10 protein-coding genes are annotated in these 13,532 nt (G+C 53.0%); 2 read left to right on the top strand and 8 right to left on the bottom strand.

What is annotated here, in order from left to right:
* The first annotated feature begins 57 nt into the window (after positions 1 to 57).
* Positions 58 to 1,353 carry a Gfo/Idh/MocA family oxidoreductase gene (locus QWJ20_RS09760; protein WP_433992416.1) on the top strand — a complete coding sequence of 432 codons (1,296 nt, stop codon included), beginning with the start codon at positions 58 to 60 and terminating at the stop codon, positions 1,351 to 1,353.
* A gap of 98 nt (positions 1,354 to 1,451) precedes the next feature.
* Positions 1,452 to 2,771 carry an ABC transporter substrate-binding protein gene (locus tag QWJ20_RS09755; protein ID WP_095994579.1) on the top strand — a complete coding sequence of 440 codons (1,320 nt, stop codon included), beginning with the start codon at positions 1,452 to 1,454 and terminating at the stop codon, positions 2,769 to 2,771.
* A gap of 67 nt (positions 2,772 to 2,838) precedes the next feature.
* Here QWJ20_RS09755 and sodC read toward each other — a convergent pair whose 3' ends face one another.
* The 8 genes from sodC to QWJ20_RS09715 all read right to left on the bottom strand — a co-directional run bounded on the left by sodC (position 2,839) and on the right by QWJ20_RS09715 (position 13,530).
* Positions 2,839 to 3,363 (bottom strand): superoxide dismutase family protein, encoded by a 525-nt coding sequence (gene sodC / locus QWJ20_RS09750; protein WP_095699502.1) that lies wholly within the window; start codon positions 3,361 to 3,363, stop codon positions 2,839 to 2,841.
* A 54-nt stretch (positions 3,364 to 3,417) separates the two neighbouring features.
* The gene (locus QWJ20_RS09745) at positions 3,418 to 4,647 is read right to left on the bottom strand and encodes a class I SAM-dependent methyltransferase (protein WP_433992415.1); all 1,230 of its coding nucleotides are present in this window, start codon (positions 4,645 to 4,647) and stop codon (positions 3,418 to 3,420) included.
* Positions 4,644 to 5,369: a DUF1365 domain-containing protein gene (locus QWJ20_RS09740; protein ID WP_433992414.1), complete on the bottom strand. Its 726-nt coding sequence runs from the start codon at positions 5,367 to 5,369 to the stop codon at positions 4,644 to 4,646. The genes QWJ20_RS09745 and QWJ20_RS09740 overlap by 4 nt, the downstream gene beginning before the upstream one ends.
* Positions 5,362 to 6,630 carry an NAD(P)/FAD-dependent oxidoreductase gene (locus QWJ20_RS09735; protein ID WP_174868388.1) on the bottom strand — a complete coding sequence of 423 codons (1,269 nt, stop codon included), beginning with the start codon at positions 6,628 to 6,630 and terminating at the stop codon, positions 5,362 to 5,364. Before QWJ20_RS09735 ends, QWJ20_RS09740 begins: the two co-directional genes overlap by 8 nt.
* Before the next feature lie 5 nt (positions 6,631 to 6,635).
* The gene (locus QWJ20_RS09730) at positions 6,636 to 7,352 is read right to left on the bottom strand and encodes an SDR family NAD(P)-dependent oxidoreductase (RefSeq protein ID WP_433992413.1); all 717 of its coding nucleotides are present in this window, start codon (positions 7,350 to 7,352) and stop codon (positions 6,636 to 6,638) included.
* Positions 7,349 to 7,828 carry a nuclear transport factor 2 family protein gene (locus tag QWJ20_RS09725; RefSeq protein WP_433992412.1) on the bottom strand — a complete coding sequence of 160 codons (480 nt, stop codon included), beginning with the start codon at positions 7,826 to 7,828 and terminating at the stop codon, positions 7,349 to 7,351. The genes QWJ20_RS09730 and QWJ20_RS09725 overlap by 4 nt, the downstream gene beginning before the upstream one ends.
* 255 nt (positions 7,829 to 8,083) lie before the next feature.
* The gene (locus tag QWJ20_RS09720) at positions 8,084 to 10,546 is read right to left on the bottom strand and encodes a putative virulence factor (RefSeq protein ID WP_433992411.1); all 2,463 of its coding nucleotides are present in this window, start codon (positions 10,544 to 10,546) and stop codon (positions 8,084 to 8,086) included.
* Entirely contained in the window at positions 10,543 to 13,530 is a 2,988-nt protein-coding gene (locus QWJ20_RS09715) for a virulence factor SrfB (RefSeq protein ID WP_127156437.1), read from the bottom strand. The genes QWJ20_RS09720 and QWJ20_RS09715 overlap by 4 nt, the downstream gene beginning before the upstream one ends.
* Positions 13,531 to 13,532: the final 2 nt, after the last annotated feature.

Genomic DNA, 13,532 nt, shown 5'->3' with positions numbered 1-13,532 from the left:
TGGCAAAGGCTGTACGAATAGCTATGTGTCCTACGTTATTTGGAGGAAATGCGCAGAATGAAAAAAAAATATGCCGTAGTGGGAACGGGAGGCCGCGCGGGCCTTTATCTGGAGTCGATCGCCAGGGATTATCAGGATCAGGGACAGTTTGTTGCTTTTTGCGATACCAACCAGACGCGAATGAATTACGCCAACCAGATTATCCATAAGTATGGACACGATAATGTGCCGACATACCGTGCCGAACAGTTTGAGCAGATGATCGCGGAAACCAAGCCGGATGTGGTTATTGTGACGTCTCTGGATCGGACGCATCATCACTATATTATCCGGGCAATGGAATTAGGCTGTGATGTCATCAGTGAAAAGCCGATGACGATTGATGAAGAAAAATGTCAGGCGATTATCGATGCGATTAACCGCACTGGCCGTAAATTGCGCGTGACCTTTAATTACCGCTACGCTCCGCATCACAGTAAAGTCCGTGAATTAATTGCTGCTGGCGTGATTGGCGAAGTCTATTCCGTTCACTTTGAGTGGCTGCTGAATACCGAGCACGGTGCGGATTATTTCCGTCGCTGGCACCGTGACAAACGCAATAGCGGCGGGCTGTTGGTACACAAATCCACGCACCATTTTGATCTGGTGAATTTCTGGCTGAATAGCGAACCGGAAACGGTCTATGCGCAGGGCGATTTACGTTTTTACGGTAAAGCGAATGCTGAAGCGCGCGGTGTCACAGAATTTTATTCCCGGTCACATAATAGCGCTGCGGCAGAAAACGATCCGTTTGCACTGCATATGAATAAAAGTGAACAGCTGACCGCCTTATATTTAGACGCCGAACATGAAGATGGCTATTACCGCGATAAAAGCGTGTTCGATGACGGTATTAATATTGAAGATGTGTTAGGTGTGATGGTGCGCTATAAGAGCAAAGCCATCATGACGTACTCATTAAACGCCTATTTGCCCTGGGAAGGGCTGAACGTGGTGTTTAATGGCAGCAAGGGCCGGTTAGAAATGAAACTGGTAGAAAAATCTTATGTAAACGGAGGCGGACAAAAAGAGGATGAAGGTGCGCTGAATGAATGTGAAATAAAGATCTATCCGATGTTTGACGAGCCTTATGTCGTACCGGTTGAATTTAAAGCGGGCGGACACGGCGGCGGCGATCAGGTCATGTTAAACGATCTGTTTGGTACACCGGAACCCGATCCATTACATCGCGCAGCAGATTATCGTGATGGGGCAATGTCTATTTTAACTGGCATCGCTGCCAATCGATCATTACGCACCGAACTGCCAGTGAAAATAAGCGAACTGGCCGTTAACCTGAAAAGAGGGAATTAATCAGACTACCAGCAAACGCTTCCGCATCCGTAGTACCTGTCTGTCTGCATACCGGCAGGCAGGTGGAAACCTCCGAATACTATTATAAGGGTTTTATTATGGCGAAAACACGGAACAAATTATCTCACCTACTCCTGCTCTGTGCTGCGCTTCCCGTGGGCGCGGCATTTTCTCACTCTGCTGACGCCGCCGAGATCCGTATCTCCTGGTGGGGTGGCAATCAGCGGCATGAGGCGACGCTCGCTGCTATTAATGCGTTCCAAAAAGCCAATCCGACGATTACCGTCAAAGCCGAATATGCTGGCTGGGACGGCTATCTCTCCCGCTTATCAACCCAGATGGCGGGTGGACAAGAACCTGATGTCATGCGTATTGACTGGAACTGGCTGCCGCAGTTTTCACGCAATGGCGACGGCTTTTATGATTTGAATAAGCAAAAAGATATTTTGGGGTTGGGAGATTTTTCGCCTAACGCCCTGAAAACGGCGGACGTAAAAGGGAAACTGCAAGGTCTCCCGATTTCGATGACGTCACGTAGCATGATTTACAACAAAACCACCTGGGATAAAGCCGGCGTCGCCTATCCGCAAACCTGGGATGAGCTGTTTGCCGCCGGTCCGGTGTTTAAACAAAAACTGGGCGACAATTATTACCCGCTTGGCGTTGCTCAAGGTTCAAGCGATGTGCTGGATATTTTGACGCTCGGCCGTAGTTACATGGCACAGAAATACGGCATTGATATGATCGATGAGAAAAAGCAGAGCATTGCCTATAGCCGCGATCAGGTACGGGAACTCTTCGGCTTTTATAAAAAGCTGGTTGATTCCCATGTGATACCCGATCAGCGCTATTTCTCCTCGTTCGGCCGCACCAACGTCTATGAAATTCGTCCCTGGATTAACGGTGAATTAGCTGGGATGTATTTATGGGATTCGGCCATCTATACCTATTCCAGCAATATGCCGAAGGATGCGGTGCTGGAAACTGGGCCGTTCCTCACCATGCCCAATGCCAAAGATTCAGGGCTGACCACCAAACCGTCTTCGCTGTTCGCCATCAGCAAGAACAGTAAGCATCCTAAAGAGGCAGCGATGCTGATGAGTTTCATGCTGAGTAACCCGGAAGGTGTGAAGGCATTAGGATTGCAAAACGGGATGCCTGCTAACCCGAAAGCGCAAAAACTGCTGGAAGATATCGGTGTGATCAACCCCGGTAATCTGTTAGCGAATGCCTATCGGGCGGCAGCGGAGCAACCTGCGTCTAAGGTGCCCGTTTCACCGTTTATGGAAAATCAGGAGCTGGTTCAGCTGTGGACGAGCAGTCTGCAAAAACTGGATTACGGTAACGGAGAAGTGAATAAGGTTGCTGATGATTTCCTGAACGGCGCTAACCGTATATTAAAACGTGCTATCCGCTAACTACCGCTGTTAATGTGCGATGCCATGTCAAAAACGATATGGCATCGCATTTCTCGAACGCTACGCTTTACTTGATCACACCACACGCCATTCTGGCGCCGCCACCGCCCAGTTTTGCTGGCATGTCAGCGTAGTTATCTCCGCCGGCGTGAACCATCAGCGCGTGATTTTTTACTTCAGACAGCGATTTTATCCGAGGAGCCAGAATCGGATAGGTTGATGTGCCATCCGCATTCACGACCAGACCGGGCAGGTCGCCCAAATGCCCCTGATCGTTATAAGGCCCAAGGTGTTTACCGGTTTTTTTCGGATCGAGATGGCCACCTGCCGCCAGTGCGGGAACCGACTTACCGTCTTGCTCTGCAGGTTCACAGCTGGCATTTTCATGCACATGGAACCCGTGAATCCCCGCTTCCAATCCCTTCAGGTTCGGCGTAAAAAGCAGGCCGTATGGCGTTTCCGTAATAGATATCTCCCCGATGCTGTTTCCCGCTCCCGTTGGCAGCGCTTCATTTAGCGTCACCGTGGTGTCTGCCGCGAAGGTGGAACAGGAAAAGAACACGCCTGTCAGGATAAGTGCCTTCAGTTTCATTGTCTTTTGCCTCTTAGGATTTGAGTGTAAAGGATCGAACACCATACTTTTTGCTCATGGCCTTTCTGCGGTGAGCTGTACCGTGCTGATCGTGCGTGCGCGAAAGCCCGCTTCGCAATAGCAAAGGTAAAACACCCACAGACGTTGGAACGGTTCATCAAATCCCTGAGCACTCAGCATATGCCACTGCTGATAAAAGCGTTGCCGCCATTCGCTAAGGGTACGGGCATAGTCCTGACCGATATCGAACAGGTCGCGGGTGATAAAATCAGTATGCCGCGTCATGGTGGTGGTCATCGCGGTTATCGAGGGTAGAAAACCGCCAGGGAAAATATAGCGTTGGATAAAATCGACATTGCGGCTGTAGTGGCTGTAGCGCTGGTCAGCAATGGTGATTGCCTGAAGCACCATGCGACCTTGTGGACGCAGCAGTTGCTGGCAACGCTTGAAGAAGGTGGGCAAATACGCTTTTCCGACCGCCTCGATCATTTCGACCGACACCAGCTTGTCATACTGACCGGTCAACGCGCGGTAATCCTGTAGCAGCACCGTCACTTTATGGCTCAGACCTGCTAGCTGAATGCGCTCAACCGCGTAGTCATACTGCTGTTGCGACAGTGTAGTCGTGGTGACATGACAGCCATATTCACGCGCGGCCAGCTCGGCTAATCCTCCCCAGCCGGTGCCAATTTCCAGTAAATGATCCGTTTCACAGAGTGCCAACTGTTCGCAGAGGCGACGCAGCTTGGCGCGCTGTGCGTCTTCCAACGTCATCTCGGGTTGCTGATACCAGGCGCTGGAGTAGAGCATCTCGCTATCGAGAAAGCTGCGGTAAAAATGGTTGCCCAGATCGTAATGGGCGGCAATATTTTTCTGTGCCTGCTGTGGACGGTTACGGCGGCACCAGTGGATGAAACGATGAAATGGCCCCGTCAGCCAGCCAAAGCGCGTTTCAAGCGTATCGACTAGCGCCTGATTCTGCGCTAAAAGCTGGAGAACGAGCGTGAGGTTGCTTGAGCTCCAGTCGCCATCGATATAGCTTTCACCCGCAGCGATACTTCCACCTAGCAAGACGCGGCGATAAACACGGGGGTTATGTATCGTGATGTCACCTTGCAGTGTGGCGTGCCGATCGCCGAATAACGTTTCGCTGCCTTCTGGTTCGCGAAGGCGCAACCCTCCGCCTTCTATCCGACTAAGCAGAAGAAAGACCACTTTTCTGGCCCGAGTATAGCGAGCGGTATTGCTCGGGTGACGCACCAACTGTGTTTCCGTTGAACTCATGAGTTGTCCTTCTTTCCAGACTGCGGATGAGGATAAACGGGCGAGCGTTTAATCCACAGTTTCAAAGCCTGCCAATATATGGTGCAGGCGGTTTTCATCGTCATTAACGGCAGAGACCAAAGCTGAGCGCGCAGGGCGGCACGAGTAAGCGGCTGACGATGCAGCACCAGCGTCGCGTCAAACTCGCGTCCTTGCCGGTGGTTCTCGATGTGGATCCGCAGACGCGCTTCGGGCGGCGTGAGACGCCAGTGATACACCATGTCCATCGGGTTAAAAGGCGATACATGAAACGCTTTGGAAATCGGCGTAGAACCATCGGGGACGACGGCATAAGTATGACGTTCGTTCCAGGGGGTATTACGCACTTCCGCCAATAACCAGCGTAGTTCGTTATGCTCATCGTACAAATAATAGAAATTGACTGGATTGAAATAGCAGCCCAGATAGCGTAGCTGACACAGCAGTAGCACTTTCCCGGTGAGGCGTTCTCCGGTTAGTTCCGCAATCCGATCCTGCGCTTTGGTTTTGATATCGCCACCGCCGAGGTAATCGCCGCGACAAAATGACGCAGGGGAAAAGCGCTCCAGCGCAATGCCGACATGCGGCAAAGCGGGAATCTCATCTAAATCGATTAACGTCATGAATAACGCATAGTCGAAACGATGCGTGATGGGCGTGAAGCGTCGATGGCGAACCTTGCCAACATATAAAGCGCTATTCATCTTGCACACTCTGATGGAGCTGGTTGACGACATCCAGCGCGCTTCTGACGCCATCTTCATGAAAACCGTTGTACCAATAGGCACCACAAAACCAGCTGCGGTTGTGCCCATTAATACGTTCACGCTGCTGCTGGTACTCGGTCGTCTGTTGAGTAAACACTGGGTGATGATAAATCGCGTGGTGCAGTATTTTATTCGGGTCGATATCCTGCTGGGGATTCAGCGAGACACAGAAGGTGGTGGATGAACGAATACCTTGCAGGATGTTCATGTTATAGGTCACAGAGGCCCGCGCGCGGCTCAATGCCTGATCGACCGGCAGACGGTAATTCCAACTTGCCCAGGCTCGCTGATTATGGGGCAGAAGCCGAGTATCGGTATGCAGGATCACGTGGTTCGGCTGATAGTGCATGCCGCCGAGAATTCGCTGCTCGTCGGGCGTACTCGTTGCCAGCAGCGCCAGTGCCTGATCGGAATGGCAGGCGAAAATCACCTGATCGAACCGATATGTCTGATCGACGGTATGCACCGTAACACCCGCGTCATCGCGTATGACCTGACTGACGGGGGTCTGGAGGTGGATCGTCGCTCGATCGCGGATACGTTCTGCGAGTCGCCGTACATATTCCCGTGAACCACCGGGCACCACCATCCACTGCGGGCGATTGACCAAATCCAATAACCCGTGATGGTTGAAGAAGATTAGGAAAAGCGACAAAGGAAAATGCCGCATATCCTCAAGCGACGACGACCAGATCGCCGCGCCCATCGGCAAAAGATAGTGCTGGGCAAAGAACGGCGAGAATTTTTCCTGCTGCAACAAATGGCTTAGCGTCAGCCCCTGATAATCGCCGTTGGCAAGATACCGCTTGCACACGCGGTTAAAGCGCACAATCTCCGCAACGAAACGATAGAAACTGGGGCGGAGCAGGTTACCGCGTTGGGCGAACAGCGTGTTTAACGTATGGCCGTTATATTCCAGACCCGAAACCGGATTACTGACCGAGAAGCTCATTTCGGTGGGCTGACCGGTTAATCCCAGCTCATCCAGCAGCGCAATAAAATGGGGATAGGTCCGCTCGTTGTAGACAATAAATCCCGTATCGATGGCGTAGGTCGTGCCATCCTGAACCACATCGACCGTTGCCGTGTGGCCACCCAGATAATCGTTCGCTTCAAACACCGATACTTGAAAGCGATCAGATAATCTGAGTGCGCAGGTTAAGCCAGAAATACCGCTACCAATAATGGCAATCTTCATACTGTTTACCTTACTAACCGGCTGGCGAGCAGACGTTGCCATGACTGTGGGAGGATAGAAATCGCTTTGAGCAATAGCGCAAAGCGCAGAGGGAAAGCGATCTCACGTTTTTTCTTTGCCAGACCACGGCGAATAGCCTCCGAGGCGTGTGACACGGAAATTAGCATCGGCATCGGGAAGTCATTACGTGCGGTCAACGGGGTATCGACAAAACCGGGCAGGATCAGCGACACGGTAATATTGCGAGCCTGCAAATCCAGCGACAGGCTGCGGGCGAAGTAGGCCAGCGCGGCCTTTGACGCGCCATAGGCTTCCGCTCTCGGCAGCGCAATGAGGCTGGCAGTTGAACCCACCAGCGCCAGATGGCTTCCGTTGGCAAGCTGTGGCAATAACACAGACAGGCAGTTCACCGGGCCGATCACGTTGGTTGTCAGCACCCGACTGACTTTTTCCGCTTCAACGACGCCGTTATCCAGATACTCACAGGTTCCCGCACTGAGAATCACCAGATCGACCGTGACGCCGTCCAACGCCTGCTGCGTATCTGCCAGGTTCGTCATATCAAAGGCTATCGTGCGAATGGTTGGGAAGGCGGTAGTTAATGCATTAAGTCGTTGTTCATCGCGCCCGCAGGCGAGGACGTCCCAGCCGTCTCTGGCATAATCCAGCGCCAACTGCTGGCCGATCCCAGAACTCGCCCCGGTAATCAACACGCGGTTCATGTCTGAAGTCTCGACTTCAGGTGGCTGATGAGCGAGCCAAGCAGGGGAACATGCTGATAAAGCATCGCGCCCATGTCGTAATAATCACGGTGATAGATAACTTTGTTGTCGGCGAAGAGCAGGTGGCTACAGCCTGCTAACGTCAGCGGTGCGTTACTCTTTAACGACGGATGCGCATAGTGCATCGTCCAGAACATCGTCGCACCGCCGCGGAAGGTATGGATATCGACGATCTCGAACTGACAGTAGCTCAGATTGTCGAGTGAATGAGAAAAGTAGCGATGCAAAGCACTCAACCCATGATGGCTGGAAACAGGGTCGATAAAGTGGATATCCTGATGATAGATACCACCCAACTCCGTTAATCTCTCGGCTGTTAGCTCTCGATAAAATGCCCTTATTTTCAGCAGAATAGGTTCATACTCGCCATTCTCTACCGAGATGCCGTCTTCCTCGCGCGCTTTTTCTATCGTCATAACCACTCCTGTTAAGGTCACCCATTCCCACGCGGTGGAAATGGCTAACAGATAGAGGAACGTCAACGCTTATTAATTGAAAGATATCAACTTAGGTATAGATTGAATCCACCGTTCGTCAATAAGATTTTTCAGAACGAGAAGGGGTGATAAACACAGATGAAGGGAAGATATGGCAGAAAAAAGGAAACATGACGCAAAGTGTAGTGACAACGTCACGCCATGTTTCCTTGGTCGACAGCAATAGGGCGAGTGTTATTTCTCGACAGGCTTAATCAACGTCAGAATTGTGCCCAACTGCTCACGCTGTTCATCACTGACTTCGCGCGCAGCGGAATAGCCTGCATTCTGGATGATCATCTCATTCAGACCCACCAGCCAGTCATAGATATAAAACGCTGTATTGTTGGTCGGCGTCAGCGACAGCTTGGTTAAGCGCTGGGAAGCACCAAAGCTGACGGCCTGCTTTTCGGGTTTAGCGAAAATTTTATGACCGCGATTAATGCGGCTGGCAGGGCGCAGAGATTCATCAAGCTGCTGGAAGCCGAGCCAGGCAACGAAGTCACCGAGAATGGTCAGCACGCGTGAAACCTGACGGTCGGCCTTATTCTCGCGGTTGATGCCCAATTGCTCGCCGTCGACCAGCATATCGACCAGTGCCTCTTCGATCCGCAAACGGATGCTGCCGGTAATCAATTCTTCAACCAGCATTTCGATCGTCGCTTTCGGCACGTTCAGCAAATCGAGAAGCGGGGCATTTTCCGGCAGGCCACGCAGATAGTTAATCCAGTAACGATAAACGCCGTGCGCGTAGTCCGCCTCATAGCTGTGGTCGATCGTCAAAATAGGCGGTGCAGGCTGATCGATAGCGATCGGTTCATCGGCAAACAGATCGATTTCGATCCCGACACCAAACGGATCGCTATGAGCGGACGGGGCGGAGAGGTCTTCGGCATCGGTGTGGAAACCACCATAGCTTGCCCCTTTCTGTTGCAGATACAGACGGCGCAGCTCATCACGCGAAGGCAGCAACCGCTCCAGCAGTTCACCGTGTACGCCGGTTCGGGTCTGGAGCGATTTGAGCAAGGTCTCTGCGATGCGTTGTTTTTCCGCCGGATCGTCAACATCAACGGGCAGATACCAGTTACCCAGCAGGTTATCGCTGAGCTCACGTTGAATCTCGCTAAGCTGTTCGCTGATACGCCCCAGTTTTACATCCCGGTGAACTTCCGCGCCCAGCCACGTTGCCATCCGCGCTACGCCGCGTTTATCCATTGCCAGCATCGTTCCCCAGGCGTCGCCCGGATTACCGACATAGCGTTGTACCGCGGCATCATAGTTTTGCCCGTGCGTAATACGGCGGTCGTGACGGGTGACCGCCCAAATCAGCCCCGGTTTACGGTGGCTACGAACCTGTGCGTTTTCGCCTTGCGTCTGTTTAACCCAGTGATCCAGCGCCTTGCCGACCACTTTAACGTCAGCGCGGTTGCCCGCTGCGCTGCATACCATCAGTACGTTCATTTCCTGATTATCGGTATAGCGCTCCAGCAGATAGGCGCGTTTCGCCCGCAATAGCGTGTGCGCCAGTGGATGCTGTGTGCTTTGCTGTTTTGCTGGTGGCTCGTTCCGCGTCTCGCGGATCTCACCAAAGCCGGGGAAGTCCAGCACATCAACCTGCTCGAACAGCGCTTCTTTAGGCGGCAAATGCAGTGGGATAAGCAATTCCGCCGTCAGCATCGTTAATTCAGCCAGCGAAAGCTCTGTCGTTTTCCCTGCACGGCCATTCTGAACCGGCCGCACCAGCACGCCGGGATCGTCAGCGCTGTGCAAGCGTTCCAGCGCCGAACCGTCGATCAGACCGTCTGCCGGATTTAACTCATCATCCACCAGTATCCGCAGCGGCGCTAACAGCTTGCGCGTACCGGCCAGGTGTTGCAGCGTGTGGCTGAAATGACGATATGCAGTGGTCAGCGAATTCAGCTCGCCCCACAGTACGGAGAAGAGTTGGGCACGATCGTCAACGGTGAGATAAGGCGCTAATTCAATCGCAACCGGCCAGAAGTGGGCTTCCAGCTGTTTTTGCCGTTTGACATCGTGACGCGCGAGATAGTCCCAGAGTTCGACGACTTCATCGCGGCTCATCCCTTCAACGGGTTCTGGCTGACGGTGCATCAACAGCGTTTTAATGTGTTCGGCAATATGGCGCTCGTCCAGCTCTTCAAACGGGGTCTCTTGATTGAGATCGTTTAAAAACGCGTTGGCCATGATCTTGCCGATATCCAGCTCGCTGAGCAGTTGCAGCTGAACGGGGAACGATTTGTTCTTCACGCCCGACTGTCGGCTAAACCGCGTAACGAGCGCGGTTGCCCGGTCGGACGGATTAATATGATCGATAAAATCCAGCTGTTGCCCCTCAAACGAGGTTTCCAGCTTGCTGTTTTCGCCGCCGGCAAGTGACGTGATCAGGTAGGATTTTCCCGCCTGAGACAGGCCGAAAAAGCCGATGGCGATCTCTTTCTGCGCCACATCAGACAGGTGCTGTGCTTTATTGTGATTACGGCGCAGTTTGACGATAAGACGGTCAGCTTCGATATCCAGACGCGGGGCGTTCTGGCGTGTGCTGTCAACCCAGTCGATGGCCTGTTCAACACCTTGCGCGACAGCCTGTAGCTGGCCATGAAGTCGGGTAGAGAGCTGTTTGGGCGTTAATCGTTTCATTTTTTAAATACACTCCCACTATCGATCCAATAATGGGTCGCACCTGAGCCGTTAGCGGATAATGTGTTCAATTTGAGTCGTAAATGATGTGGTGGAACGCGAGTGCCGTCTTCCAGCACCGCATCGGCAATCTCAAAGCGCTCGGGGCTGTCTTGATCGTCGCTTTTCGTCACGGCCAGTCGGACACGCAGCTTACTGTCACCGACGACTTTACGCGCTAAATCCTGATCGACAATTGAGAGCATATAGAGCGAGGATGCAGGCCAGCGTTCGTTGTCCAACTGGCGGAATCCGAGGCAGAGTGAGCCACGCACCTGGAAACTGAGTTTCGGGTCAAGCTCGAAATCCGGCGCATCCAGATCGATATCGCTGTAGTAAACGTTATCCAGCGTCAGCGCGTTGCTGCTGTCCATCATGCCGAGGTAGCGCACTGTAGAATACGGCTGGAAATCACCGACCTTAAAGTAAAAGCCCGGCAGACGCAGATCGAGCGCCAGCAGGCACAGCATCGCGCCGACGGCGGCAGTGGATTTCGGGTTATCGATGCGCCCACGCTTGTTAAACGGATACCAGTCGTTGGTGTGATAACCATCCAGCGACAGCATCCGGTTAATCGGCAGCGGCTGCAGGTGGCGGAACAGCGCCTGAATTCCTGGGAAGCGCGAAGGGCGACCCGTCAGCAGCAGCACATCGCACGAATACAGCGATACCACTTCAGACATCAGGCGCAGATTCTGCGTGATGTTCATTTTGTTAGACAGGAATTCGCCGTGCAGCTTGTTCAGTTTAAGAATCAGCGGCACCTGCAAAATATCGAAGACCTTGTCGCTGACTGGCAGCTCGCGCTGCACTTCCGTATTGATGTATTCCAGCACTTTTTCCGTTGGTGCCTGTTCCAGCAATTCGCCGAAGGTGGATTCGATCTCGGCGCTGGTATCCAGTGGGTCAAAGCGCTCATAGGCTTCCAGAATCGCGCGACCAATCGGAATGAAGACCTGCAACGTAACCTGTTGACGCAGCGTGAGCTGTGCGTCCATACGGCCTTCATTGCCAAACAGCTTCGCCATCAGCGCATCTGGGCTGGCCATTCCGGCGGTTTTCAGCGCGGCTTGTAGCGCAGGGAGGATATAAAGCTGGATCACATCCAGTAAAATATCGTCGCCAGCGACCTTAAAGCCTTCACGGAATAGCAGGCGGGGAATGATTTTAACGTTGTTGCCGACGCCGTCATCAAGCAGATATTGCGTAATGGCGAGGTCGGTGGTGCCGCCACCGATGTCGATTGAGGCAATGCGCAGCGTTTTGCCAGCAGGTTCACCTTCGTCGAGCTCTTTATCCGGGCGCGCCATGCTGGCGAAGAAATCTTCCGCACGGCCGCCAAAGTTCACCTGCGCTTCGTTATACAGGTAAACCATCTGCCCGCATGTGGCTTCATCCCATTCGATTTGCACGTCAGGCACCGGAACCCGGCTCAACTGCTTGTCGGCTGGCGTGGTGAAATCCTCATCCATCGGGTGCCAGTCCATCGCTTTCCAGACCAGCGCGATCGCTTCATGCATGCGGCGGCGGAAAATTTCACGCTCGGGTTTCGGCATCGCGGAAGGCAACGTCAGAATGATATTTCGCAACTGGCGCGGCGCGCTGCTGTGGATCATCTTCAACCGCTGAGCGGCGCTGTTCATCTGCATCAGCGCTTGGGCCAGCAGTTCGGAGAGCATGAATGTCATGATCGAACTGCGGCTGTAGTGCGGTGAAAACACCGGTAAGCGCTCTTCCAACGGCTGGTTATAGAGCGGCTGGCCTTCATCATTCAGCATGATGGTCAGCGGCATGGCTGTCGCTAACGGTTCAGTCTGTGAATGTGCGTCGGTCTGGCTGAAACGCCAGCCTGGCGCATAGCTTTCTTCATCCCACAGATAGCGACGCGGGCTGGAAATACCGCTCGATCCTTCCGTTCCCTGACGCAGCAGCGCCATGTGGCTGGCTTCGCGTCCGACGCGGGTGATTGACGGCCAGATGAACGCGTCATCACGACCGCTTTCCACGGAGAAATTGTCTTTACCGAATTTCGCCTGTGAGAACTCGACGCGGCTCTCAAACAGTTCGTTGTACAGATAATGTGGCTCACTCAGATCGCGCAACTGCAGTTCATAGGTCTGCTTCAGGCCGTTGCTTTCGTCCGCATGGTCCTCAACCAGAATGCCGCAGGTGTGCGAGTTACCGACATCCAAAATCAGGTCAACGTTGACTGCGGGTTCCTGCAGCGTGCTGGTATTGATGCGAATTTCTGGTATTTCGAGTTGGTTGCCCAGCATATCCAACACATTCAGGTAATGTGCCTGATACTCAAAGCCTCTGAGCGCCACTTTCACATCATGGCTGTCACGGTTTTCCTGTTTTTTGACCTGTTGGGCAAAAACTTCGCGCAGCCAACCGTCGACCCAGGTTTCATCAAGGAATTCACCTAGCTCATCGCTGTGGTAAGCCAGTGCGAAGTTCCCGCCAGTTTTGATGTCATTGGCATTCGGTGCCAGCGACTCGTACTCGTGGCCTTCTGGGTAGGTTTTGGTATCGAACGCCAGACAAATGCGGTGCGTATTGCCGTCTTGATCGGGCTTATCCAACGCAAGAATCTGCATCCGCGCCCAGTTATCCGGCCCGCCCATGAAGGTGCGCGGCGGGTTAAAGCGGAAGAAGGGCAGCGGCAGCCAAATGTTCTCTAGCAGCTTCAGCGATTGCTCAAGCGAAACACTTAACTCCGGTTTCACGACTTCCGGCGGCATACCCGTTGCAGAAGGCAGCAGGAATTTGTCCGACTGCTCATCGTACAGCAGGTGCAGCAGGGGGCCGTTAGCACTTTTGCGCACATAGCGGTTAGGTTGTTCAGCCGAAAATTGCGGCTTTAAAGCAAAATCCAGAAACTGAATTCCGCTGTCCTGAATCAACGTAATGCGTTGTTTATAATCGGTAATCGTCGCCAGCATGA

It is taken from the genome of Pectobacterium sp. S5 (assembly GCF_051707265.1).
GTDB classification, from domain to species: Bacteria; Pseudomonadota; Gammaproteobacteria; order Enterobacterales; family Enterobacteriaceae; genus Pectobacterium; species Pectobacterium polare.
Note: the sequence above shows the minus strand (reverse complement) of the source record. Positions and strands in the feature narration are given on the sequence as shown.